Here is a 25495-nt window from a genome sequence, read left to right as displayed (position 1 = left end):
CGGCTCACGTCCCGGCTCATGTCCCGGCTCATGTCCCGGTTCATGCCCGTGTGCCGTCAAGTGGCTGCCGTCCGGGGAAGTTCCGTGGCTGTCGTCCCGCGTCGCTGTCGGTGCCGGCGGGCAGACTGGGAGGCATGGTCGATCTGGAGGCTGAGCTGCGCAGGGCCGTCCGGGGCGAGGTGGGGTTCGACGTCACGTCGCGGGCGCTGGTCACCATGGACGCGTCCAACTACCGGCGGGTCCCGGCGGGGGTGGTGGCCCCCCGGGACGCGGCCGACGTGGCGGCCGTACTGGAGGTGTGCCGCGCCCACGGGGTGCCGGTGGTCGCCCGGGGCGGGGGCACGTCGATCGCGGGGCAGGCCACGGGCACCGGCGTGGTGCTGGACTTCACCCGCCACATGAACCGTCTGGTCGACCTGGATCCGGTCACCCGAACGGCCGTCGTCCAGCCGGGTCTGGTCCTGGACCGCCTCCAGGAGGCCGCCGCCCCGCACGGTCTGCGGTTCGGCCCGGACCCCTCCACGCACAGCCGCTGCACGCTCGGCGGAATGATCGGCAACAACTCGTGCGGCGCGCACAGCGTGGCCTGGGGCACCACGGCGGACAGCGTCCTGGAGCTGGACGTGCTCACCGCGCGGGGCGGGCGGCTGCGGCTGGGGCAGGACTGGGCCGGGGCACCCGAGGGCCTGCGCGAGCTGGTGGCCGGGGAGCTGGCGCGCTTGCGCACCGGTTTCCCCGACCTGCCCCGCCGTATCTCCGGGTACGCCCTGGACGCGCTGCTCCCCGAGCGGGGCGCCGACGTGGCCCGCGCCTTCTGCGGCAGCGAGGGCACGCTGGGGATCCTCACGGAGGCGGCCGTCCGCCTCGTCGAGTCACCCCGGGCGCGTGCGCTGGCGGTGCTCGGGTACGCCGACGAGAGCGCGGCCGCGGAGGCGGCGGCCGGGCTGCTCGCCGCCGCTCCGCTGACGGTGGAGGGCATGGCCGCCGACCTGGTGCGGTCCCCGGCCGGACTGCCGCGCGGGGGCGCCTGGCTGTTCGTGGAGACGGGCGGGGAGTCGGCCGCGCAGGCACGCGCGCGTGCCGAGGCGGTCGTCCGCGCGGCGGATGCCCTGGACGGGCTGGTCGTCACCGACCCGGCCGCCCAGCGCGCGCTCTGGCGTATCCGCGAGGACGCCTCCGGTACGGCGACCCGGATGCCGGACGGCAGCGAGGCCTGGCCCGGCTGGGAGGACTGCGCGGTGCCGCCGGCCCGACTGGGCGCCTACCTGCGGGACTTCAGAGGCCTGCTCTCCGCCCACGGCCTGCGCGGCACCCCGTACGGGCACTTCGGGGACGGCTGCATCCACGTCCGCATCGACTTCGACCTGCTCGGTGCGGCCGGCGTGGCCCGCTTCCGCCGCTTCTCGGAGGAGCTGGCCGACCTCGTCGTCGCCCACGGCGGCTCGCTCTCCGGGGAGCACGGGGACGGCCAGGCGAGGGCGGAACTGCTGCCGAGGATGTACGGCGCCGAGATGGTGGCGCTGTTCGAGAGGGCGAAGGGGATCTGGGACCCGGACGACCTCCTCAACCCCGGCATGCTGGTCAGGCCCGCGCCCCTGGACACCAATCTCCGCTTCGCCGTCCTCCCCCGCGAGCCGCTGCCGGTGGCCTTCGGCTACCCCTCCGACAACGGCGACTTCTCCGCGGCCGTCCGCCGCTGCGTGGGCGTCGCGAAGTGCCGTACGACCGAGGTGTCCGGTGCGTCCGTGATGTGCCCGTCCTTCCGGGCGACCGGCGAGGAGGAGCACTCCACGCGCGGCCGGGCCCGGCTGCTGCACGAGATGCTGGCGGGCGAGCTGGTGACGGACGGCTGGCGGTCGACGGAGGTCCGGGACGCGCTGGACCTGTGTCTGTCCTGCAAGGGCTGCCGGTCGGACTGCCCGGTGGGGGTGGACATGGCCACGTACAAGGCGGAGTTCCTGCACCACCACTACGCGGGCCGCCGCCGTCCCGCGTCCCACTACAGCATGGGCCGGCTGCCGCGCTGGCTGCGCCTGGTGGCCCGCACGCGCACGGCGGGGCCGGTCAACGCGCTCGCCGCCGTACGCCCGCTGGCGGCGCTGGCCAAACGCGTCGGCGGCATCGCACCGGAGCGGCGGATCCCGCGCCTGGCGAGGGAGCCGTTCAGCCGGTGGCTGCGGCGACGCCAGCGCAGGCGCCTGCGGGGCTGGATGGCGGACGCGCGGGCGGGCCGCCGGCCGGACTTCCCGGCGCGGATGGTCTTCCTCTGGCCGGACACGTTCACGGAGCACCTGTCACCGTCCGTGGGCCGGGCGGCCGTACGGGTGCTGGAGGCGGCGGGAGTGGGTGTGGCGGAGCTCCCGACGCGACCGTGGCGGGTGCGGCGGTCGGCCGACGGCGAGGTGGAGAGCGTCGGCATGTCCGCTCGCCGGCCCCGCCGGACCTCCCGCGCGTGCTGCGGGCTGACGTACCTCTCGACGGGCCAACTGGACGAGGCGCGCACGGTGTTGCGGCGCACGCTCGACCTCCTGGGCCCCTTCGTGCTGCCCGAGCTGGCCGACGTGGAGGACTCGACCCTCTTCGTCGTCCTGGAACCCAGCTGCGCGGCGGCCCTCCGCGCGGACCTGCCGGAACTCCTCCCGGACGATCCGCGCGCGGCCCGTCTGGCGGGGGCGGTGGTCACCTTCGCGGAGGCCCTGGAACGCCTGGCCCCGGACTGGACCCCGCCCCGCCTGAACCGCCGGGTCACCGGCCAGACCCACTGCCACCAGCACGCGGTACTGGGCGACACCGCCGACCGCCGTCTCCGCGAGGCCGCCGCCCTCACCGGCGACCTGGCCGGCGGCTGCTGCGGCCTGGCAGGCAACTTCGGCTTCGAGAAAGGCCACTTCGAGGTGTCGAGGGCGTGCGCGGAGGAGCAGCTGCTGCCGGCGGTGGCCGAGGCACCGGAGGACACGGTGATCCTGGCGGACGGTTACTCCTGCCGCACCCAGCTGGAACAGCTGGCGGGGGTGCGGGGGAGGCATCTGGCGGAGGTGCTGGCCGAGGGGCTGGAACCGGACAGGGAGGGAAAGTGGGACGAGAAGTGACCGTGTCCGAGCCCGAGTCGAACCGGGTGGCGGTCCTCTCCGACATCCACGGGGTGCTGCCGGCGCTGGAGGCGGTCCTCGCGGAGCCGGACGTGTGCACGGCCGACCGCATCGTCCTCACCGGCGACATCACGGCGGGCCCGCAACCGGCCCAGGTGATCGAGGCGTTGCGCGAGCTGGGCGACCGGGTGCTGTGGGTGTCGGGAAACGCGGACCGGGAGCTGGTGGAGTACCGCAGGGGCGAACGCACCGGGATCCCGGACCCGATCGGCCCGTTCGCGGCGAACGCGCTCACCGCCGAACAGGTCGACTTCCTCGCCGCGCTCCCCAGGACGGCCACCCTCACGATCCGAGGCCTGGGCCGGGTCCTGTTCTGCCACGCGACGCCCCGCGACGACGAGGAGATCGTCCTGGTCGACTCCTCGCAGGACCGCTGGACGGAGGTGCTCACCGGCATCGACCCCGCCGTCACCACCGTCGTCTGCGGCCACACCCACATGCCGTACACCCGCCTCGCCCACGGCCGCCTGGTCGTCAACCCCGGCAGCGTGGGCATGCCCTACGGCCGTCCGGGCGCCCACTGGTGCCTCCTGGGCCCCGGCACCGACCTGCGCGTGACGTCGTACGACATCCCGGCGGCGGTGGCCCGGCTCCGCGCCGAGTGCGCGTACCCGGACATCGCGGAGTGGGCGGACTGCTACCTCAACTCCCGGGTGACCGACACGGAGGCGCTGACGGTGTTCGGGCCGGGTGGCGGGAGGGCGGCGGCGGCCACCGGGGCTTCGTAGTGGCGGGAGGGCGGCGGCGGCCACCGGGGCTCCGGAGCGGGGCGGGCGCGGCCGAGGGGAGGGCCGGGCCGTCCGTGCCGGCGTGGTCGGGCGTGGCCGGGGGCGGTCGGGCCGTCCGTGCCGGAGCGGGCGGGCGTGGCCGGGGCGGTCGGGCCGTCCGTGTCGGAGCGGGCGGGCGTGGCCGGGGCGGTCGGGCCGTCCGTGCCGGAGCGGTGGTGGGGGTTTCCGCGACACGCGGTCCCCGGGCGGCGTGGGGAAAGCGGCCGCTCCGGGTGCGTCTGTTGTCCTTGACGGAATGACCGGTTTCGCAGTCCGAGGAGTTCTCCGCCGATGACAGCAGCCCTTCACCTTCGGACGATCACCCGTGCCGAACACCTCGCCTTCGTCGGTTCCCGGCCGTCCGTCAGCCATATGCAGGTGCCGTCCTGGGGGGACGTGAAGCCCGACTGGCGGGCGGAGAGTCTGGGCTGGTTCGACGGGGAGGAGCGGATCGTCGGGGCCGGACTGGTGCTGTTGCGGGCGTTGCCCAAGGTGAAGCGGTATCTCGCCTATCTGCCGGAGGGGCCCGTCATCGACTGGCACGACCCGGCGCTGGAGCGCTGGCTCGATCCGCTGCTGGCGCACCTGAAGGGGTGCGGGGCCTTCGCGGTGAAGACGGGGCCGCCGGTCGTCGTGCGGCGGTGGAGCGCGGAGGCGGTGAAGGAGGCGATCGCCGACCCCGCCGCCCGGCGGCTGCGGGACGTCGGGGCGACCTCGGAGGAACCCCGCGCCCTCGAACTCGGCGACCGGCTGCGCCGGATGGGATGGCGCCAGGCGGCGGCCGGCGGGGAGGAGGGGTTCGCGGCCGGGCAGCCCCGGTACGTGTTCCAGGTGCCGTTCGCCGGGCGGCCGTTGGAGGACGTCCAGCGCGGGCTCAACCAGCAGTGGCGGCGCAACGTGAAGAAGGCCGAGAAGGCCGGGGTCAAGGTGGTCCGCGGCGGCTACGAGGACCTGCCCGCCTTCTACACGCTCTACGCCGAGACCGCCGAACGCGACCGCTTCATCCCGCGCCCCCTCCCCTACTTCCAGCGCATGTGGACCGCCCTCACCACCGAACACCCCGACCGTATGCGCCTCTACCTCGCCCACCACGAGGGCGAGGTCCTCGCCGCCGCGACCATGCTCACCGTCGGCCGGCACGTCTGGTACTCCTACGGCGCCTCCACCAGCCGCAGGCGCGAGGTCCAGCCCAACAACGCCATCCAGTGGCGGATGATGTGCGACGCCCACGAACTCGGCGCCGCCGTATACGACTTCAGGGGCATCACCGACACCCTTGAGGAGTCCGACCACCTGCTGGGGCTGCTCCGCTTCAAGGTCGGCGCAGGCGGGGAGGCCGTCGAGTACCTGGGGGAGTGGGACTTCCCGCTCAACAAGCTGCTCCACAAAGCGTTCGACGTGTACATGGCCCGCCGCGCTTCATAAGCCGGCTCTCAGGTTCATAAGAGAACTCTCAGGTTCGGGGTCGTTATACAGCTGTTACCCAGGTATTCACAGCGCCTGTTTGCCGTTCGCAAGCCGACTTTGCCGTTCCTTGAGGTCCGAGCCGTGTAAGTTCATCGGTGTCGGGCGGCGGGGATTGCCGAGGATGACGATCCGAAATCCCCGTACGTTGCCCAAGAGAATTCTCGCTCCATCCTGCACCACTTGCACTTCGAACTCTCAAGGAGTCGGAATGAGCCTCAAGAAGCTCGCCCCGCTGCCCCCCAAGTCCAAGAAGCAGCTGCCCCCGCCGCCCCCGCCGAAGCCGAAGAAGAAGGCCCACAAGCCGCTTCCGAAGCCGATCCCCGGCCAGGACAACTGAGTCAGCCGTAAAGAGGACCGACGGTTCGCCGTCGGTCCTTTTTCACTCCTGAATTCCCGTAATTCCAGCGTCGGAGAGCGGAGGCAGTGAGAAATGCGCGCAAAGGAGAGTGCAGGCACGGAATACGAGTACGAAGTCGGCGCCTCGAAATACGAGAACGGCGACGAGTACGACGGGGACGAGTACGACGAGGACGACGAGTACACGCCCGTCATCCCGGCCCGCACCGCCTTCCGCCGCTTCTGGCCACTGACCAAGGGCCTGCGCGGCTGGCTGGTGATCGTCTGGGTGTGCACGGTGATCGCCGCGCTCGCCGAGACCGAGGCCATCCTGCTCTTCAGCGAACTCACCGACAACGCCCTGCAGAAGGGCTCGCTCAGCGCCTTCTGGAGCCCGGCAGGACAGTGGCTGGGCATCGCGATCGTCGGCGCGATCGTCGCGTACGCCGGCAACTCCCTCGCCGCCTGGGTCACCGAACGCTTCGTCATGCGGCTGCGCGAGCACGTCTTCGACCACGTCCAGCAGCTGCCCCCGCACTTCTTCCAGCGCCACCGCCAGGGCGACCTGCTCTCCCGCCTGACCAGCGACGTCGAGGCCATCGAGACCATGGTGGTGTCCGGGCTCATCGGCGCCGCGTCGGCCCTGTTCAGCGCCCTGTTCTACGCGGCCGCCGCGTTCTGGCTGCGCTGGGACCTGGCCGCCGCCACCTTCGTCCTCGCCCCCCTGTTCTGGCTGGCCGCCCGCCGCTTCTCCGGCTCCATCAAGGACGTGTCCAGGGAGGGCCGGGTCGCCGACGGCGCGATCACCTCCGTGGTCGAGGAGTCCCTCGGCAACATCGTGCTGACCCAGGCGTACGACCGGCGTGACGCCGAACGCCGCCGCCTGAACGAGGAGGCGAGCGCCTGGTTCCGCGCCTCCGTCCGCTCCACCCGCCTCAACGAGGCCTACGAGCAGCTCGTCCAGGTCATCGAGACGATCTGCGTCCTCGCGGTGATCGGCATCGGCGCCTGGGAGATCTCCACCGGCCGGATGACCCTCGGCCAGCTCCTCGCCTTCTCCGCCTTCCTCGGCTACCTCTACCCGCCCGTGCGCGGCCTCGCCCAGCTCGGCCTCACCGTCACCGCCGCCACGGCCGGCGCGGAACGGCTGATCGAGATCCTCGACGTACGGCCGTCGGTCACCGACCCCCGCCGCGGCGCCGGCACCGACACCGGCCGCCCCGACGGCACCGTCGAGCTGCGCGACGTCGGCTTCCGCTACCCCGGAGCCGACAGGACCGCCCTGGAGGGCCTCTCCTTCACGGTCAGCCCCGGCGAACTCGTGATCATCACCGGGCCCAGCGGCGCCGGCAAGTCCACCGTCTCCAAGATGCTGCTCCGCTTCTACGACCCCGACAGCGGCGAGATCCTCCTCGACGGCGTCCCGATCCGCGACTTCCCCCTCGCCAGGCTGCGCGAGTACATCACCCTGCTCCCGCAGGAGACCCTCGTCCTGCACGACACCGTCCGCGCCAACATCGCCTGCGGCCGCCCCGGCGCCAGCGAACAGGCCATCGAGGAGGCCGCCAGGGCCGCCGACGCGCACGACTTCATCGTCCGGCTCCCCGACGGCTACGACACCAGGGTCGACCCCAACTCGGCCCGGCTCTCCGGCGGCCAGCTCCAGCGCCTGGCCATCGCCCGCGCGATCCTGCGCGACGCGCCCGTCCTCGTCCTCGACGAGCCGACCACCGGCCTGGACGCGATGGCCGCGCGCCGCGTCGTCAAGCCGCTGCGGCGCCTGATGACCGGCCGCACGACCATCATGATCACCCACGACCTCAACCTCGCCCCCGACGCCGACCGCATCCTCGTCGTCGACCGCGGCCGCATCGTCGAGACCGGCCGCCACGACGAACTCCTCGCCCGCGGCGGCGCCTACTCCCGGCTGCACCGCTCCCAGAACAACGCGGTGATGGACACCGGCGAACTACGGCTCCCGCTCTTCACCGAACAGGGCGTACCGGCGGCCGAGCCGATGCCCGTGCCCCAGGCCTCCTATGCCGGGGTGCAGGGCGGCGGGTACGGATACCAGCAGCCCTACGGGAACATGTACGACTACGGCTACAACTACGACGTGTACGCGGCCGCGGGGCTATGGCCCCAGCCCATGTACGAGGCCCACATGGAAACGCCGGCACCCATGGCTACCGGGGTGCCCATGGCTACCGGGGTTCCGATGGCGACCGGGGTTCCGATGGAGGCCGACTACGGCGCGAACGTCCCGACCACACTCCCCGACGGCCGCCCCCTGTTCCGTGACGAGGAGCCCTGGCCGGGCATCTGAGCCCGGGTGCTGCCGCTTCGCCCGGGGCGTGACCTGCGGCAAGGCGGGTGGTCGAGCGGTCGGCGGTCAGGTCAGTCGCATAAGGGGTTCACGCGCCTGTCTCAGTCCATTACCCTGGACTGAGCAGTGCACCGCAATGAACAGCGAATCCCCTGGACCGCCCGTGACCACGCCCAGCACCTCACAGCCGACGCCCACGCCGACCTCCACGTCCGCCGCCGTGTCCGAGCCCGCCGCCGCGGGCATCGCGCACCGGTTCGGCTCGTTCGGTCCCGTCGGCCTGGTGCTGGCCGGCGGGATCTCCGTGCAGTTCGGCGGCGCCCTCGCGGTCACCCTGATGCCCAGGGCCGGTGCGCTCGGCGTGGTGACGCTGCGGCTCCTCGCGGCCGCCGTCGTCCTGCTCGTGGTCTGCCGGCCCCGGCTGCGCGGCCACTCACGCACAGACTGGGGCACGGTGATCGTCTTCGGTGCCGCCATGGGCGCGATGAACGGCCTCTTCTACGAGGCCGTCGACCGCATCCCGCTGGGTCCCGCCGTCACCCTCGAGGTGCTGGGCCCGCTCGCCCTGTCCGTACTGGCCTCCCGGCGCGCCGTCAACGCGGTGTGGGCCGGACTCGCCCTGGCCGGCGTCTTCCTCCTCGGCGGCGGAGGCTTCAGCGATCTCGACCCCACAGGTGTCGCCTTCGCCCTGGGGGCCGGCGCCATGTGGGCCGCCTACATAGTCTTCAGCGCCCGTACCGGCCGCCGTTTCCCGCAGGCCGACGGCCTCGCCCTGGCCATGGCGGTCGCGGCGCTGCTCTTCCTGCCGCTGGGCATCGCCGAGGCCGGCACCCGGCTCCTCGACCCGACCACCATCGCCCTCGGCTCGTCGGTCGCGGTGCTCTCCTCCGTGTTGCCCTACACCCTCGAACTGCTCGCCCTGCGCCGGCTTCCCGCGCACACCTTCGCCGTCCTCATGAGCCTGGAACCGGCGATCGCCGCCACCGCCGGCTTCTTCATCCTCGACCAGGCGCTGACGGCCACCCAGGCGGGCGCCATCACCCTCGTCATCGCGGCCAGCATCGGCGCGGTCCGCACCCAGGTGGGGCGCGGCCGACGGGCGGCGGCCGGCTCGGAAGCGGCCGGCCCGGAGGCGGCGGCCGGCCTTCAGGCGGAGGCGGCCGGTCTTCAGGCGGAGGGGAAGGGCAGCGCGTCCTGATAGCCGTTGGACGGCCGCTGGATCTTCTTCACGGTCTGGGCGTCCACCGCGACCGGCGCCGACTTCGTGCCCAGCTTTCCGCCGGGATGCCAGTTCCCCGTGACCGACACCCAGGAGTTGGCGGGCGGGACGCTGCTGCCGTAGATCCGCACCTTCACGGACTGCGCGTCGGCCGCGCAGCACGAGATGATGATCCGGGTCAGGTCCCAGCTCCCGCCCCCCGGAACAGGCGTGACCAGCCCGCTCATCTCCACGGTCCGCCCCTTGATGGCCAGCGTGCGGTCCTGCTGCACGCGGGTGGTGAAGTCGGTGAGGGTGATGGGCAGCGGTGAGGTCCTGGGCAGCGCGTCGAAGTCGTCCTGCTCCGCCACGACCTTGGCGGGCTGCCGGGACGCGGTGTAGGCGCCGAGCGCAGGCGGGGCGTAGAAGAGCAGGCTCAGCGCGGGCAGCAGAAGCAGCCAGGCGACTCGGGGGACGGCGGAGTGGTCGTGACCATGGTGTCCGGCACCATGTGGTCCGGCATCATGCGCTCCGGCACCATGTGGTCCGTCGCTGTGTGCGTGGGCACCATGTCTCCCGTGCCCCTTGGTCTCCTTGGCCTCTGTCCTCCCCTCCCTCCCCTCCCGCGTCGCCGCCTCCGCGATGCCCAGCACCAGCAGCACGAACCCGGACACGATCAGCAGCGGGCGCATCCCGGGCTTGACGTAGCGCAGGCACACGTCGGTGAAGAGGGAGGCGTGCAGCAGGCCGAGGCCGCTGAGGACCAGCAAGGTCACCTGAAGCGGACGTCTCACAACAGCACCCCTCCGACCAGCGCACTGCACAGGATCGCGACGACCGTCGTGGCGGTCGAGAAGCGGACCGCGAAGGCCCGGCCGAACGTGCCCGTCTGCAACGCGATCAGCTTGAGGTCGACCATGGGTCCGACCACCATGAACGCCAGCCGGGCAGTGGGCGAGAAGCCCGTGAGCGACGACGCTACGAACGCGTCCGCCTCCGAACACACCGCGAGGATGATCGCCAGCGCGGCCAGGAACAGCACCGACAGCCAGGGCGAACCGGAGAAGGTGTCGAGCACCGAGCGCGGTACCGCCACATTGAAGGTGGCCGCGGCCATGGCGCCGACCACCAGGAACCCGCCCGCCTGCAGGAAGTCGTGCTGGAAAGCGCGCCGGAACTCCGTCCAGCGGCTCTGCCCCGTGCGGTGCCCGGTGTGCCGTACGGCGGGCCGCAGCCACTCCTCGCGGCCCAGCCAGAGCCACAGCCAGCCCATCACGGCGGCGGTCACCAGCGAGGCGAGCAGCCGGGCCAGCACCATGAGGGGGGTGCCGGGGAAGGCGATGGCGGTGGCGGTGAGCACGACCGGGTTGATGGCAGGCGCGGAGAGCAGGAACGCGAAGGCGGCGGCCGGGGTGACCCCGCGCCCGATCAGGCTGTTCGCCACCGGCACCGACGCACACTCGCAGCCCGGCAGCACCACGCCCGCCAGCCCGGCGACCGGCACGGCCAGCGCGGGCCGCTTCGGCAGCAGCCGGGTGAACACCCGCTCCGGCACGAACGCGTTGATCGCCCCCGACAGCGCCGTACCGAGCAGCAGGAACGGCGTCGCCTGCACCACGACCGCGAGGCATACCGTCTGCCAGGCCTGCAACGCGGCCTTGCTCACGCCCTGGCCGAGGAGGAAGAGGCCGGTACCGGGGAGGACGGCGGCGGCCACGAGGAGGAGGGGCCAGTAACGGGGGAGTTCACGCGAGGGCGGGTCCGCGACCTCCTCGGCAGTCGTACGACCGCTTGCCGTGGGCTCTACGACGATCGTCGCCTTCGCCCCCACGGCGAGTTCATCTGTCCTCCGCACGCCCCGCACGCCCCACACATCACTTCATCGCCGGATGTTCGCATCGAACATAGGGCATACGGGCGCCGGTGCCGCGACGGGTCGCCCCAAGGAATGCACCAGGAATGGCCACGGATGCCCCAGGAGCGGCCACGGATGCCTCAGGAAGGGCCACGCATGTCCCGGAGGTGCCCCGGAGGTGCCCCAGAGGTGCCTCGGAGGTGCGCAGGAGGTGCCCCGGGGAAGGCTCCCGCTCCGGGGCGCGGACCGCGAATTCATGCAAGCGTGCTTGATTGTTTCTCGGGTCGCTGCCATGCTCCTCCCCATGTCCGAGCCGACGCCCGTCATCGACGACCTGCGTGAGGAGAGCACGGAACTCGACCGGCTGGTAGCCGAGTTGGGAACCGAGCGGTGGGCTCTCGCCACCCCCGCGCCCCGCTGGACCGTCGCCCACCAGATCGCCCATCTGTACTGGACCGACCGCGCGGCACTGCTCGCCGTGACGGACGAGGACGGTTTCCGCGCGGAGGCCGAGAAGGCGCTCGGCGCCCCCGAGACCTTCGTCGACGAGGGCGCCGAGGACGGCGCCCGACTCCAGCCTGCCGAACTGCTGTCCCGCTGGCGCGAGGGCCGGACCGCGCTGGACCGGGCCTTGCGGGAGGCCGCACCCGGCACCCGCTTCCCCTGGTTCGGGCCGCCCATGTCCGCCGCCTCCATGGCCACCGGCCGGCTCATGGAGACCTGGGCCCACGGCCAGGACATCGCCGACGCCCTGGGTGTGGTCCGCCCCCCGACCGCCCGGCTCGGACATGTGGTCCGCATCGGGGTACGGGCAAGGAACTTCGCCTACCTGGTACACGGCCTCACTCCGCCCGCCGAGGAGTTCCGGGTGGAGATCACCGGCCCGGACGGCGAGCTGTGGGCGTACGGCCCCGAGGACGCCCCGCAGCGCGTCACCGGCCCCGCACTCGATTTCTGCCTCCTGGTCACCCAGCGTGCCCACCGCACCGACCTCGCCATGCGGGCCGTCGGTGCCGACGCCGACCGCTGGCTCGACATCGCCCAGGCCTTCGCGGGCCCGCCCGGCACCGGCCGCACCCCGAAGGGCGGCACCGCGTGACCCTGCGCATAGGCAACGCCTCCGGCTTCTACGGCGACCGTTTCGACGCCCTGCGCGAGATGCTCACCGGCGGCGAACTCGACGTCCTCACCGGCGACTACCTCGCCGAGCTGACCATGCTCATCCTGGGCCGCGACCGGCTGAAGGACCCCGGTGCGGGATACGCCCGCACCTTCCTCCGCCAGCTGGAGGACTGCCTGGGCCTCGCCCACGAACGCGGCGTACGGATCGTCACCAACGCCGGCGGCCTCAACCCGGCCGGACTCGCCGACGCGGTGCGGACGTTGGCCGACCGGCTCGGCATCCCTGTGCGTGTCGCACATGTGGAGGGCGACGACCTCACCGCCGCCCACCCCGGCAGCCTCGCCGCCCACGCCTACCTCGGCGGCTTCGGGATCGCCGAGTGCCTGCGGGCCGGCGCCGACATCGTGGTCACCGGCCGGGTCACCGACGCCGCCCTCGTCACCGGACCCGCCGCCGCCCACTTCGGCTGGGGACCGGGGGAGTACGACCGGCTCGCGGGCGCCGTCGTCGCCGGACACGTCCTGGAGTGCGGAACCCAGGCCACCGGCGGCAACTACGCCTTCTTCGCCGAAGCCGAAGCCGAAGCCGAAGCCGGAGCGGGGGCCGGCCGGGACCTGCGGCGGCCCGGCTTCCCGCTCGCCGAACTCGACGAGGACGGCGGCTGCGTCATCACCAAGCACCCCGGCACCGGCGGTTTCGTCGACGTCGGCACGGTGACCGCCCAGCTCCTGTACGAGACCGGCGGCGCCCGGTACGCGGGCCCCGACGTCACCGCCCGCCTCGACTCCGTACGGCTGAGCCAGGAAGGGCCGGACCGGGTACGGATCGAGGGCGTGCGGGGCGAGGCACCGCCCCCGGCCCTCAAGGTCGGCCGCAACCGGCTGGGCGGCTTCCGCAACGAGGTCGTCTTCGTCCTCACCGGCCTCGACATCGAGGCCAAGGCGGCGCTGGTACGCGAGCAGATGGCCGACGCCCTCGCCAAGTCGCCCCCGCGGGAGGTGCGGTGGGAGCTGGTGCGTACCGACCGGGCCGACGCGGACACCGAGGAGACGGCCAGCGCGCTGCTCCGGCTCGTCGTACGGGACCGGGACCAGGAGGCCGTCGGGCGGGCGCTGAGCGGAGCCGCCGTGGAACTGGCGCTCGCCAGCTACCCCGGCTTCCATGTGCTCGCGCCACCTGGGAAGGGCTCGCCCTATGGGGTCTTCGAGGATGTGTACGTCCCTCAGGGCGAGGTGCCCCATGTGGCCGTCCTCCACGACGGGCGGCAGATCCCTGTGCCGCCGGCCCAGGACACCCTCGTACTCCAGGATCTGCCCGGACCGCCGCTGCCCGAGCCGCTTCCGGCCGGTCCCACCCGGCGGGCGCCCCTCGGGCTGGTGGCCGGGGCCCGCAGCGGTGACAAGGGCGGAAACGCCAACGTCGGTGTCTGGGTGCGCTCGGACGAGGCCTGGCGCTGGCTGGCGCACACCCTGACCGTCGACGCCTTCCGGCACCTCATACCCGAGAGCCGCGAGCTGACCGTCACCCGGCACCTCCTCCCCAACCTCCGCGCCGTCAACTTCACCGTCGAAGGCATCCTCGGCCGGGGTGTGGCCGCCCAACACCGTTTCGACCCCCAGGCCAAGGCCCTCGGCGAATGGCTTCGCTCCCGCCACCTGGACATCCCGGAGGCCCTGCTGTGACGGTCATCGAGACCACGCTCGACACCCGCAACCCCGACTACCGGGCGAACCGCGACACCATGCTCGCCAAGCTCACCGACCTGGAGGCCGAGCACGCCAAGGCTCTCGCGGGCGGCGGCGAGAAGTACGTCGCACGGCACCGGGGGCGCGGCAAACTCCTCGCCCGCGAGCGCATCGAACTCCTCCTCGACCCCGACACCCCCTTCCTGGAGTTGTCGCCGCTGGCCGCCTGGGGCAGTGACTACGCCGTCGGCGCCTCGCTCGTCACCGGGATCGGCGTCGTCGAAGGCGTGGAGTGCCTGATCACCGCCAACGACCCGACCGTGCGCGGCGGCGCCAGCAACCCCTGGTCGCTGAAGAAGGCCCTGCGCGCCAACGACATCGCCCTCGCCAACCGGCTGCCCTGCATCAGCCTGGTCGAGTCGGGAGGCGCCGATCTGCCGTCCCAGAAGGAGATCTTCATCCCCGGAGGCGCCATCTTCCGGGACCTCACCCGGCTCTCGGCCGCCGGCATCCCCACCATCGCAGTGGTCTTCGGCAACTCCACCGCCGGCGGCGCCTACATCCCCGGCATGTCCGACCACGTGATCATGGTCAAGGAACGCGCCAAGGTCTTCCTCGGCGGACCGCCCCTGGTGAAGATGGCCACCGGCGAGGAGAGCGACGACGAGTCGCTCGGCGGTGCGGAGATGCACGCGCGCGTGTCGGGACTCGCCGACTACTTCGCCGTCGACGAACCGGACGCGCTGCGCCAGGCACGCCGCGTGGTCGCCCGCCTCAACCACCGCAAGGCGCACCAGGATCCGGGTCCGGCCGAGCCCCCCAAGTACGCCGCCGACGAACTCCTGGGCATCGTCCCCGGCGACCTCAAGATCCCCTTCGACCCGCGCGAGGTGATCGCCCGGCTCGTCGACGCCTCCGACTTCGACGAGTTCAAGCCGCTGTACGGGACCAGCCTGACGACGGGCTGGGCCACCCTGCACGGCTATCCCGTGGGGGTGCTCGCGAACGCTCAGGGCGTCCTGTTCTCCGCGGAGTCGCAGAAGGCCGCCCAGTTCATCCAGCTCGCCAACCAGCGCGACATCCCGCTGCTCTTCCTGCACAACACCACCGGCTACATGGTCGGCAAGGAGTACGAGCAGGGCGGCATCATCAAGCACGGCGCGATGATGATCAACGCGGTCAGCAACAGCCGCGTACCGCACCTCTCCGTCCTCATGGGCGCCTCCTACGGCGCCGGCCACTACGGCATGTGCGGGCGCGCCTACGACCCCCGTTTCCTGTTCGCCTGGCCCAGCGCCAAGTCCGCCGTCATGGGCCCGCAGCAGCTCGCCGGCGTGCTCTCGATCGTCGCCCGCCAGTCGGCCGCCGCGAAGGGACAGCCGTACGACGAGGACGGCGACGCCGCCCTGCGCGCCATGGTCGAGCAGCAGATCGAGTCCGAGTCGCTGCCGATGTTCCTGTCCGGGCGGCTGTACGACGACGGCGTCATCGACCCGCGCGACACCCGTACCGTCCTCGGCCTGTGCCTCTCCGCCATCCACACCGCCCCCTACGAGGGCGCGCGGGGTGGCTTCGGCGTCTTCCGGATGTGAGGGATCACATGATTTCGACTCTGCTGGTCGCCAACCGCGGCGAGATCGCCTGCCGGGTCTTCCGCACCTGCGCCGACCTCGGCATCCGGACCGTCGCCGTGCACTCGGACGCCGACGAGAACGCGCTCCACGCGCGCGTGGCCGACACCGCGGTACGACTGCCGGGCGCCACGCCCGCGGACACCTACCTGCGCGGCGACCTGGTGGTGAAGGCCGCCGTGAGCGCCGGCGCGGACGCCGTGCACCCCGGGTACGGCTTCCTCTCCGAGAACGCCGACTTCGCCCGCGCCGTCCTCGACGCCGGTCTGGTCTGGATCGGGCCGCCCCCGGAGGCGATCGAGGCGATGGCGTCCAAGACGCGCGCCAAGGAGCTGATGGGGATCGCGCCGCTCGGCGAGGTCACCGAGTCCGACCTGCCGGTGCTGGTGAAGGCGGCCGCGGGCGGCGGAGGGCGCGGGATGCGCGTCGTGCGCCGCCTTGAGGAGCTGAGCGCCGCGCTGGAGGGCGCGCGCGCCGAGGCCGCGAGCGCCTTCGGCGACGGCGAGGTCTTCGTCGAGCCCTACATCGAACGCGGCCGCCATGTGGAGGTGCAGATCCTCGCCGACGCGCACGGCACGGTGTGGCCGCTGGGCACCCGCGACTGCTCACTCCAGCGCCGACACCAGAAGGTGATCGAGGAAGCGCCGGCGCCCGGGCTCCCCGAAGGGCTCACGAAGGAGCTGTACGCGCTGGCCGTGCGCGCCGCGCGCGCCGTCTCCTACGTCGGCGCGGGCACCGTCGAGTTCCTCGTCGCCGACGGACGGGCGCACTTCCTGGAGATGAACACCCGCCTCCAGGTGGAACACCCCGTCACCGAGGCCGTCTTCGGCATCGACCTGGTCGCCGAACAGATCCGCGTCGCCGAGGGTCACGCCCTCCCGCTCGAAGCCCCGCCCGCCCACGGCCACGCGATCGAGGCCCGCCTCTACGCCGAGGACCCCGCCCATGACTGGGCCCCGCAGACCGGCACCCTGCACCGCCTCGCCGTCCCCGGCAGCGTCCGCCTGGACACCGGCTACACCGACGGCGACGAGATCGGCGTCCACTACGACGCGATGCTCGCGAAAGCGGTAGCGCACGCCCCCACCCGCGCGGAAGCGCTGCGCAAGCTGGCGCACGCGCTCGACAACACCACCCTGCACGGCCCCACCACCAACCGCGACCTCCTCGTCCGCTCCCTGTGCCACGAGGAGTTCACCGCGGCCCGCATGGACACCGGCTTCTACGACCGCCACCTCACCCCCCTCACGGCGCCCGCCGCCGACCCGCACGCCCCCCTCGCGGCCGCCCTGGCCGACGCCCACGGCCGCTCCCGCTTCGGCGGCTGGCGCAACGTCTCCTCCCAGCCGCAGACCAAGCGCTACCTGATGGCCGGCGCGGAACACGAGGTCCACTACCGGCACGCGCGCGAGGGCCTCACGGCAGACGGCGTACGGGTCGTGCACGCGGGCGCGCACCTGGTCGTACTCGAAGTGGACGGCGTGAGCCGGAGGTTCGAGGTGACGAGGTACGGCGACCAGGTCCATGTCAACAACACGAGGCTCACCGCGCTGCCCCGCTTCCCCGACCCCAAGGCCCAGCTGGCGCCCGGTTCGCTTCTGGCGCCGATGCCGGGGACGGTCGTACGGATGGCGGAGGGGTTGGCCGAGGGGACCCCGGTGGAGGCCGGACAGCCACTGATGTGGCTCGAAGCCATGAAGATGCAGCACCAGATCACAGCCCCGGTCACCGGCACGCTGAGCGAACTGCGGGTCGTGGTCGGCCAACAGGTGGAGCCCGGCTCTCTACTGGCAGTAGTACAAGTGCCCCTTCTTTAGGGGCGCGGGGCTGTATTGAATGTGCGGCTACCGCCGCGTGAGCGCGACCAGCCACGACGATCCTGCACGCGAAGGAGCCACGTTGACCCCCCAGATCGAAACAGACGAGCACAAGGCACTCCGCGCAGCGGTAGCCACCCTCGGCGCCAAATACGGCCGCGACTACATCACCCGCACCATCGCGGAGGGCCGCGCCCCCACCGAACTCTGGCAGGAGGCCGGAAAACTCGGCTACCTCGGCGTCAACCTCCCGGAGGAGTACGGCGGCGGAGGCGGCGGCATCGCCGAACTCTCCATCATCCTGGAGGAACTGGGCGCCGCGGGCTCCCCGCTCCTCATGCTGGTGGTCTCACCCGCGATCTGCGGCACGGTGATCGCCCGCTTCGGCACCGAGGAACAGAAGCGGGCCTGGCTGCCCGCACTCTCCGACGGCTCGCGCCTGATGGCCTTCGGCATCACCGAACCCGACGCCGGCTCCAACTCCCACCGCATCACCACCACCGCCCGCCGCGACCCCGACACCGGCGACTGGCTGCTCACCGGCCGTAAGGTCTTCATCTCCGGCGTCGACATCGCCGACGCGGTCCTGATCGTCGGCCGTACCGAAGACGCCCGCACCGGACGCCTCAAGCCCTGCCTGTTCATCGTCCCGACCGATGCCGAGGGCTTCCACAAGCACCCCATCGACATGGAACTCAACGCCGCCGAGAAGCAGTTCGAGCTGGTCCTCGACGACGTACGGCTGCCCGCCGACGCACTCGTCGGCGACGAGGACGCCGGCCTCCTGCAGCTCTTCGCCGGACTCAACCCGGAGCGGATCATGACGGCCGCCTTCGCGATCGGCATGGGGCGCTACGCACTGTCCAAGGCGATCGAGTACGCGCGCGACCGCACCGTCTGGAAGACCCCCATCGGCGCCCACCAGGCCATCGCCCACCCCCTCGCCCAGGCGCACATCGACCTCGAACTCGCGCGCCTGATGATGCAGAAAGCGGCCCACCTCTACGACGCCGGGGACGACATCGGCGCAGGCGAGGCCGCCAACATGGCCAAGTACGCGGCGGGCGAGGCATGCGTGCGCGCCGTCGACCAGGCCGTGCACACCCTCGGCGGCAACGGACTCACCCGGGAATTCGGGCTCGCCTCATTGATAACGGCCGCGCGCGTGGCTCGTATTGCTCCGGTGAGCAGGGAGATGATTCTCAACTACGTCTCCCACCAGACGCTTGGCCTTCCCAAGTCCTACTAGGCCACGCACTGGCACTGGCAGCCGCTTGGAGGAACCGTGTTCCGCAGCGAGTACGCAGACGTTCCACCCGTAGAACTCCCCATCCACGAGGCGGTGCTGGGCCGGGCCGCCGAGTTCGGTGACACGCCCGCCCTGATCGACGGCACCGACGGCACCACCCTCACCTACGAACAGCTGGACCGGTTCCACCGCAGGATCGCGGCCGCACTCGCCGACGCGGGCGTCCGCAAGGGCGATGTGCTCGCCCTGCACAGCCCGAACACGGTCGCCTTCCCGACGGCGTTCTACGCGGCCACGCGCGCGGGTGCCTCCGTCACCACCGTGCATCCCCTCGCCACACCCGAGGAGTTCGCCAAACAGCTCAGGGACTCCGCGGCCCGCTGGATCGTCACCGTCTCACCGCTGCTGGAGGCCGCCCGCCGGGCCGCCGAACTCGCCGGCGGCATAGCGGAGATATTCGTCTGCGACAGCGCGCCCGGACACCGCTCGCTGATCGACATGCTGGCCGGCGACGCCCTCGAACCACAGGTCGACATCGACCCCGCCGAGGACGTCGCCGCGCTGCCGTACTCCTCCGGCACCACCGGCATCCCCAAGGGTGTGATGCTCACCCACCGGCAGATCGCCACCAACCTCGCCCAGCTGGAACCCGCCGTCCCCACCGGCCCCGGCGACCGCATCCTCGCCGTACTCCCCCTCTTCCACATCTACGGCCTCACCGCACTCATGAACGCGCCCCTGCGCAAGGGCGCCACCGTGGTCGTACTGCCCCGCTTCGACCTGGAGACCTTCCTCGCGGCGATCCAGAACCACCGCATCACCGGCCTGTACGTCGCCCCGCCCATCGTCCTCGCCCTCGCCAAGCACCCACTGGTCGAGCAGTACGACCTGTCCTCGCTGAAGTACGTCATGAGCGCCGCCGCGCCCCTGGACGCCCGTCTCGCCGCCGCCTGCTCCGAGCGCCTCGGCCTGCCGCCCGTCGGACAGGCCTACGGCATGACGGAACTCTCGCCCGGTACCCATATCGTCCCGCTGGACGCCATGCACCAGGCACCGCCCGGCACCGTCGGCAAACTCATCGCCGGCACCGAGATGCGGATCGTCTCCCTCGACGACCCGCACAAGGACCTCGACATCGGCGAACCCGGCGAGATCCTCATCCGCGGCCCCCAGGTCATGAAGGGGTACCTCGGCCAGCCCGACGCCACCGCCGCGATGATCGACACCGACGGCTGGCTGCACACCGGGGACGTCGGCCACGCCGACGCCGACGGCTGGCTGTTCGTCGTCGACCGGGTCAAGGAACTCATCAAGTACAAGGGGTTCCAGGTCGCCCCCGCCGAACTGGAGGCACTCCTGCTCACCCACCCCGGCATCGCCGACGCCGCCGTCATCGGCGCCTACAACGAGGACGGCAACGAGATCCCGCACGCCTTCGTCGTCCGCCAGCCCACCGCCGGCCTCACCGAGAACGAGACCATGCTCTACGTCGCCGAACGCGTCGCACCCTACAAACGCGTCCGCAAGGTCACCTTCATCGCCGGCGTGCCCCGCGCGGCCTCCGGGAAAATACTCCGCCGCGAACTGCGCGTTCTCGCGCAGACCGCGGAACCCGAGGAGGGCCCATGACGTTGATCGGGCAGACACGCGCGCGTGCCGTCGCCACCCTCAGCCTCGACTCCGCCCCCACCCGCAACGCCCTGTCCGCCGCCCTCGTCGCCGAACTCGCCGAGGCCCTCACCGACTGCGCCAAGGACCCCGACATCCGCGCGGTCGTCCTCACCCACACCGGTACGACCTTCTGCGCCGGCGCCGACCTGCGCGACCCGCCCCACCCCGACGCCCTCGTCGGCCTCCTGCGCCAGATCGTCGAGCTGCCCAAGCCGGTCGTCGCCCGCGTCACCGGCCACGTCCGCGCCGGCGGCCTCGGCCTCCTCGCCGCCTGCGACATCGCGGCCGCCGCCACCGAGGCCACCTTCGCCTTCACCGAGGTACGCATCGGCGTCGCCCCCGCCGTCATCTCCCTGACCCTCCTCCCGCGCACCGACCCCCGCGCCCTGGCCCGCTACTACCTCACCGGCGAGCGCTTCGAAGCCCCCGAAGCCGTCCGCCTCGGCCTCCTCACCACCGCCGCCGACGACGTCGACACCGCCCTCGAACCCGTCCTCGACGGCCTCCGCCGCTCCGCCCCCCAGGCCCTGACCGAGACGAAACAGCTGCTCACAGCTAGGGTGCTGGAAACATTCGACCGAGACGCGGCCGACCTGACCGCGCTCTCGGCCCGGCTGTTCTCCTCCGACCAGGCCCGCGAGGGGATGACGGCCTTCCTCGAACGACGGGATGCGGCGTGGGTGGTGTGAGTACGGCGGAACACGCGCGCGGACCTCAACAGGACCGCGCCCCCAAACAGGACCGCAGCCGGGCCACCCGGCAACGGCTCCTGGAAGCCGCCGTGGCCTGCCTCGCCGAACACGGCTGGGCAGGCTCCACCGTCGCCGTCGTCGCCGAACGCGCCGGCGTCTCCCGGGGCGCCGCCCAGCACCACTTCCGCACCCGCGAGGACCTCTTCACAGCGGCGGTCGAGTACGTCGCCGAAGAGCGCTCCACGGCCCTGCGCGCCCTGTTCCCACAGGGCGCGGAGGGCGACCGCAGGGCCGTCGTCTCGGCCCTGGTCGACCTCTACACCGGCCCCCTCTTCCGCGCCGCCCTCCATCTGTGGGTCGCCGCCTCCGACGAGGAACAGCTCCGCCCCCGGGTCACCGAACTGGAAGCCCGGGTGGGCCGTGAGACCCACCGCATCGCCGTGGACCTCCTGTCCGCCGACGAATCCCGTCCAGGCACCCGGGAAACCGTCCAGGGCCTTCTCGACATGGCCAGAGGCCTGGGCCTGGCCAACCTCCTCACGGACGACAAGGTGAGACGGGAACGGGTGGTGGCCCAGTGGGCGGCCCTGCTGGACGAGACCCTGGGCTGAGCGCTCCTTCGGGCGGCGGCGACTCCACCGGCCGCCGGCCCGGTCAGCTGTCGACGGCGGCGTCCCCGCGGAACGCCCCGGTCACCACGGGGACCAGCAGCCGCTCGATCTGCTCGGCGGACATGGCGGCCAGCTCGGTGCCGATGGGTGCCAGCGCGAGCCAGTTCAGCAGGCCGGCCGCGCAGCGCGTACGGAAGATCAGCTCCTGCTCGTCCACTCCGGGAAGGTTCGGCGCCAGCACCCGGACGGCCCCTCGGCGGCTCTGGTCGAACTTGCCGTTCAGCCGCTCCCATCCCTGGGGCGGATCGATGCCGATCCGCGCCACGGTCCGCATCACGGCCAGGTCCTGACCACCGGCCGCCAGCGCGCGCACCATCGGCCGGGCGAACGCTGCCGCCACCTCATGGAGCGTCGCGGTGGAGGCGAGGGAGTCCAGTTCCAGGATCTTCTCGTCCAGATACCGTTCCAGCGCGTGCTCTATCGCGGAGTCGCACAGCGCCTTCAGTGACCCGTAGTGGTAGCTCACCGCTGCGACGTTGGCTCCCGCGCGATCGGTGATCTCGCGGAGTGTCACGCCCTCCGGGCCTCGCTGCGAGAGCAGCTCCAGGGCGGCCGTCTGCAGACCGTCCCGAGTGCGCTGCCCGGCCTCCCGGCGTAGGTCCGTCTTCTCCACCCGTGTCATGGAATGTACTTAAACATACGATTAAGTACATTGTCAACAGTCGCGGCGCGGCCGTGCGCGCAGGTCCCGCGATGTGCGACCACAGAATTCAAACAGTGGCTTGACAGCCCACGCTGCCGTTCATAAGGTTAAGCGAGCGTTTGAATTACTAAGGACGCGGCAGAGACCGTTGCGACGGATCTCGAATCCTGAGTACCAACTTGGAGGAACACGACATGAAGCTGCTCAGCCGGAAGTCGATCACCGCCGCGACCGCGGTAGCTGTCCTGGGTGGTCTTTCCATAGCCGCCGTGCCGTCACAGGCCGCGAGCCCCGCCCACGACAGGGCAGTGGTCCACAGCAGCACGGCCGCCCCGACCCTGACCGCACGCCAGCTGGCGAAGCTGCCGCTCACCTCTCGCCACCTGACCAAGCAGGAGAAGGCCAACCTCGCGATCGTCCTGCGCGACTACTACGTGGCCGAGGGCAACCACATCGACGTCCCGACGTTCACCAAGAGCTTCACCAAGGACGGCGTCTTCAACGACATGGTCCCCGGCGTGGCCTACAAGGGGAAGGCACTCGGCAGCGTGCTGCCCTACATGAAGGGCCTCTTCTCCAACGTCCACCGCGAGCTCAAGCGCATCACCGTGAACGGCAACGTGGTCAGCATCGAGCTGTCGATCCAGGGCACCTTCGACGGCCAGCTCCAGACGCCGACGGGCGACGTCATCAAGGGCAAGGGCCAGAAGGTCGACGCGCCCACCGCCGACTTCTGGTACCTGAAGAACGGCAAGGTCAAGATGTTCAACTGCTTCGTCGGGTACTCGAAGATGTACCACGACATGGGGGTGGACTTCGACTGGGCCTCGGCCGTCAACAAGCACTGACCCGTTCACCTGGCGGGTGATGCCCGGCGCCACCGGCCGCGCATCACCCGCCGAGCCCGCCGACCGCCCGGTGAGACCGGATCCGGGCTAGTGGGCGATGTCCCCGTACCCCTCGATGTCCTGAGGCCTCCGCGCCCCCGGCCCCACATACTCCGCCGACGGCCGCACCAGCCGGCCCGTCCGCTTCTGCTCAAGAATGTGCGCCGACCACCCAGCGGTGCGCGCACACGTGAACATCGACGTGAACATGTGCGCCGGCACCTCCGCGAAGTCCAGCATGATCGCCGCCCAGAACTCCACATTGGTGGCCAGCACACGATCCGGCCGACGGTTGTGGAGCTCCTCCAGCGCCGCCTTCTCCAGCGCCTCCGCGATCTCGAACCGCGGCGCCCCCAGCTCCCGCGCCGTCCGCCGCAGCACCCGCGCCCGCGGGTCCTCGGCGCGGTACACCCGGTGCCCGAACCCCATCAGCCGCTCACCCCGGTCCAGCGCGCCCTTGACGTAGGCCTCCGCGTCCCCGGTCCGCTCGATCTCCTCGATCATCCCGAGCACCCGGGAGGGCGCACCTCCGTGCAGCGGCCCCGACATGGCCCCCACCGCACCCGACAGCGCGGCGGCGACATCCGCGCCGGTGGAGGCGATCACGCGTGCCGTGAACGTGGAGGCGTTCATGCCGTGCTCGGCGGCCGACGTCCAGTACGCGTCCACGGCCGCCACATGCTTGGGATCCGGCTCCCCCCGCCACCGGATCATGAACCGCTCGACCACCGAGTGCGCCTTGTCGATCTCCCGCTGCGGGACCATCGCCAGCCCCTGCCCGCGCGCGGACTGGGCGACGTACGACAGCGCCATGACCGCGGCCCGCGCCAGGTCGTCCCGAGCCTGCTTCGCGTCGATGTCGAGGAGGGGCTTGAGTCCCCACACCGGCGCGAGCATGGCGAGCGCGGACTGCACATCCACCCGGATGTCACCCGAATGGACCGGGATCGGAAACGGCTCGGCGGGCGGCAGACCGGGATTGAAGGCACCGTCGACCAGCAGCCCCCACACGTTCCCGAACGAGACGTGCCCGACCAGATCCTCGATGTCGACGCCCCGGTACCGCAGAGCGCCCCCCTCCTTGTCCGGTTCGGCGATCTCCGTCTCGAACGCGACGACTCCTTCGAGCCCAGGTACGAAGTCGGACATGGGGCGGCTCCTCAATGAGGTGTACGGCGGAGGCACCAGCACCATAACCCCGAGTGCCAAAGATGGGGAGCCCAGCGGCACTCAGTGCCACATCAGGTGTGCGCCCACATGTGGCCCGGACCCATATGTGCATACGGCAAGATGACCGCGTGACCGACCCCGACGCCGCCGCCGCGGACCCCATCCTCAACCCCGCGCTGATGCGCAAGCACTACCAGGCTGAGGGCCTCGACGAGAACGACCTGGCCGCACACCCCATGGACCAGTTCACCCGCTGGTTCGAACAGGCCGCGCGAGCGGCCGCCGACGGCATGATCTACGAACCCAACGCGATGATCGTCTCCACCGCCGACGCCGAGGGCCGCCCCAGCTCACGCACGGTCCTGATGAAGCAGTACGACACCCAGGGCATCGTCTTCTACACCAACTACGACTCCCGCAAGGCCCAGGACCTCGCCGCGAACCCGCACGTCTCGGTGCTCTTCCCCTGGCACGCGATCGCCCGCCAGGTCATCGTCACCGGCATCGCCCGCCGCACCGGCCGCGACGAGACCGCCGCCTACTTCCGCACCCGCCCGCACGGCTCCCAGCTCGGCGCCTGGGCCAGCGCCCAGTCCTCGGTCATCCACTCCCGCACCGAACTCGACACCGCCTACGCCGAGCTGAGCGCCCGCTATCCCGAGGGCGAACAGGTCCCGGTCCCCCCGCACTGGGGCGGCTTCCGCGTCGCACCCCGCACGGTCGAGTTCTGGCAGGGCCGCCACAACCGCCTCCACGACCGCCTCCGCTACGTCACCGCCCCCGACGGCACCTGGCACGTGGAACGCCTCAGCCCCTGAGGCACGGCCCCGACGGGGCGGGGCCGGAAACGCAGACGACCCGCGAGCTCGGGTCCCTCCGCCTGGGCGGAGGAGCCGGCCGGACGTACCGGCGAGCTCGCGGGTCGGGCGACTGCGTTGGATTAGGCCGGCTTCGTGCATCTCGCGCACGCTGGTCCGGCACCGCACATCGTGTGGTGGCGAGCCGTTAGCCCGCAGCCACCTCTTCCGTCCGATATGCATACATCTACCGAACCACCTCCCTTCCGAAGTACCAGCCACTCTAGGAAGCTCTTCGGAAAGGCTCAACTGTTTTTTGCGGAAGCCGGCTCTTCGGGGTCGCCTTCGCTGCTTGATCCGT

At 71.6% G+C, this 25495-nt stretch carries 20 protein-coding genes; 16 read left to right on the top strand and 4 right to left on the bottom strand.

The window, feature by feature from the left end; genetic code table 11:
• Positions 1-134 precede the first annotated feature (134 nt).
• The 6 genes from ACFWXC_RS26155 to ACFWXC_RS26130 all read left to right on the top strand — a co-directional run bounded on the left by ACFWXC_RS26155 (position 135) and on the right by ACFWXC_RS26130 (position 9243).
• On the top strand, positions 135-3089 hold the full coding sequence (locus ACFWXC_RS26155) for an FAD-binding and (Fe-S)-binding domain-containing protein (RefSeq protein WP_384482468.1): 2955 nt from the start codon (positions 135-137) through the stop codon (positions 3087-3089).
• A complete protein-coding gene (locus tag ACFWXC_RS26150) occupies positions 3074-3877 on the top strand; it encodes a metallophosphoesterase family protein (RefSeq protein ID WP_384482466.1) in 804 nt (267 codons plus the stop codon). The genes ACFWXC_RS26155 and ACFWXC_RS26150 overlap by 16 nt, the downstream gene beginning before the upstream one ends.
• Positions 3878-4207: 330 nt before the next feature.
• The gene (locus tag ACFWXC_RS26145) at positions 4208-5341 is read left to right on the top strand and encodes a lipid II:glycine glycyltransferase FemX (RefSeq protein ID WP_384482464.1); all 1134 of its coding nucleotides are present in this window, start codon (positions 4208-4210) and stop codon (positions 5339-5341) included.
• Between the two features lie 250 nt (positions 5342-5591).
• A complete protein-coding gene (locus tag ACFWXC_RS26140; RefSeq protein WP_384482462.1) occupies positions 5592-5720 on the top strand; it encodes a hypothetical protein in 129 nt (42 codons plus the stop codon).
• A 93-nt stretch (positions 5721-5813) separates the two neighbouring features.
• Positions 5814-8045 (top strand): ABC transporter ATP-binding protein, encoded by a 2232-nt coding sequence (locus ACFWXC_RS26135; protein WP_384482460.1) that lies wholly within the window; start codon positions 5814-5816, stop codon positions 8043-8045.
• A 163-nt stretch (positions 8046-8208) separates the two neighbouring features.
• Positions 8209-9243: a DMT family transporter gene (locus ACFWXC_RS26130; RefSeq protein ID WP_384482458.1), complete on the top strand. Its 1035-nt coding sequence runs from the start codon at positions 8209-8211 to the stop codon at positions 9241-9243.
• On the opposite strand, the gene ACFWXC_RS26125 is transcribed toward ACFWXC_RS26130, so the two are convergent.
• Both ACFWXC_RS26125 and ACFWXC_RS26120 read right to left on the bottom strand, forming a co-directional pair.
• Positions 9213-10037, bottom strand: coding sequence for a TIGR03943 family putative permease subunit (locus ACFWXC_RS26125; RefSeq protein ID WP_384482457.1), 825 nt, complete (start codon positions 10035-10037; stop codon positions 9213-9215). The genes ACFWXC_RS26130 and ACFWXC_RS26125 overlap by 31 nt on opposite strands.
• Entirely contained in the window at positions 10034-11056 is a 1023-nt protein-coding gene (locus tag ACFWXC_RS26120) for a permease (RefSeq protein WP_384482671.1), read from the bottom strand. Before ACFWXC_RS26120 ends, ACFWXC_RS26125 begins: the two co-directional genes overlap by 4 nt.
• A 346-nt stretch (positions 11057-11402) precedes the next feature.
• Between ACFWXC_RS26120 and ACFWXC_RS26115 the strand changes: the two genes are divergently transcribed.
• The 8 genes from ACFWXC_RS26115 to ACFWXC_RS26080 all read left to right on the top strand — a co-directional run bounded on the left by ACFWXC_RS26115 (position 11403) and on the right by ACFWXC_RS26080 (position 21577).
• Complete coding sequence (locus tag ACFWXC_RS26115) at positions 11403-12197, top strand: TIGR03084 family metal-binding protein (RefSeq protein ID WP_384482455.1); 795 nt, start codon at positions 11403-11405, stop codon at positions 12195-12197.
• Positions 12194-13903, top strand: a complete 1710-nt coding sequence (locus ACFWXC_RS26110; protein ID WP_384482453.1) for an acyclic terpene utilization AtuA family protein — start codon at positions 12194-12196, stop codon at positions 13901-13903. The genes ACFWXC_RS26115 and ACFWXC_RS26110 overlap by 4 nt, the downstream gene beginning before the upstream one ends.
• Positions 13900-15498 (top strand): acyl-CoA carboxylase subunit beta, encoded by a 1599-nt coding sequence (locus ACFWXC_RS26105; protein WP_384482451.1) that lies wholly within the window; start codon positions 13900-13902, stop codon positions 15496-15498. The genes ACFWXC_RS26110 and ACFWXC_RS26105 overlap by 4 nt, the downstream gene beginning before the upstream one ends.
• A gap of 8 nt (positions 15499-15506) precedes the next feature.
• Positions 15507-17354, top strand: a complete 1848-nt coding sequence (locus ACFWXC_RS26100) for an acetyl/propionyl/methylcrotonyl-CoA carboxylase subunit alpha (protein WP_384482449.1) — start codon at positions 15507-15509, stop codon at positions 17352-17354.
• An 82-nt stretch (positions 17355-17436) separates the two neighbouring features.
• Positions 17437-18603: an acyl-CoA dehydrogenase family protein gene (locus ACFWXC_RS26095; protein ID WP_384482447.1), complete on the top strand. Its 1167-nt coding sequence runs from the start codon at positions 17437-17439 to the stop codon at positions 18601-18603.
• Between the two features lie 36 nt (positions 18604-18639).
• Positions 18640-20232, top strand: a complete 1593-nt coding sequence (locus ACFWXC_RS26090) for a 4-coumarate--CoA ligase family protein (protein ID WP_384482445.1) — start codon at positions 18640-18642, stop codon at positions 20230-20232.
• Complete coding sequence (locus ACFWXC_RS26085; protein ID WP_384482443.1) at positions 20229-20963, top strand: enoyl-CoA hydratase family protein; 735 nt, start codon at positions 20229-20231, stop codon at positions 20961-20963. The genes ACFWXC_RS26090 and ACFWXC_RS26085 overlap by 4 nt, the downstream gene beginning before the upstream one ends.
• The gene (locus tag ACFWXC_RS26080; RefSeq protein ID WP_384482441.1) at positions 20951-21577 is read left to right on the top strand and encodes a TetR/AcrR family transcriptional regulator; all 627 of its coding nucleotides are present in this window, start codon (positions 20951-20953) and stop codon (positions 21575-21577) included. The genes ACFWXC_RS26085 and ACFWXC_RS26080 overlap by 13 nt, the downstream gene beginning before the upstream one ends.
• A gap of 43 nt (positions 21578-21620) precedes the next feature.
• Here ACFWXC_RS26080 and ACFWXC_RS26075 read toward each other — a convergent pair whose 3' ends face one another.
• On the bottom strand, positions 21621-22259 hold the full coding sequence (locus ACFWXC_RS26075; protein ID WP_384482439.1) for a TetR/AcrR family transcriptional regulator: 639 nt from the start codon (positions 22257-22259) through the stop codon (positions 21621-21623).
• A gap of 215 nt (positions 22260-22474) precedes the next feature.
• On the opposite strand from ACFWXC_RS26075, the gene ACFWXC_RS26070 reads away from it, so the two are divergent.
• Positions 22475-23128, top strand: coding sequence for a nuclear transport factor 2 family protein (locus ACFWXC_RS26070; RefSeq protein ID WP_384482437.1), 654 nt, complete (start codon positions 22475-22477; stop codon positions 23126-23128).
• Between the two features lie 87 nt (positions 23129-23215).
• Here the strand turns inward: ACFWXC_RS26070 and ACFWXC_RS26065 are convergent, their stop codons facing one another.
• On the bottom strand, positions 23216-24316 hold the full coding sequence (locus ACFWXC_RS26065; RefSeq protein WP_384482436.1) for a citrate synthase 2: 1101 nt from the start codon (positions 24314-24316) through the stop codon (positions 23216-23218).
• Between the two features lie 125 nt (positions 24317-24441).
• Between ACFWXC_RS26065 and pdxH the strand changes: the two genes are divergently transcribed.
• Positions 24442-25155, top strand: a complete 714-nt coding sequence (gene pdxH, locus ACFWXC_RS26060) for a pyridoxamine 5'-phosphate oxidase (RefSeq protein ID WP_384482669.1) — start codon at positions 24442-24444, stop codon at positions 25153-25155.
• The last annotated feature ends 340 nt before the right edge of the window (positions 25156-25495 follow it).

The organism is Streptomyces sp. NPDC058683 (genome assembly GCF_042716195.1).
GTDB lineage: Bacteria > Actinomycetota > Actinomycetes > Streptomycetales > Streptomycetaceae > Streptomyces.
Note: the sequence above shows the minus strand (reverse complement) of the source record. Positions and strands in the feature narration are given on the sequence as shown.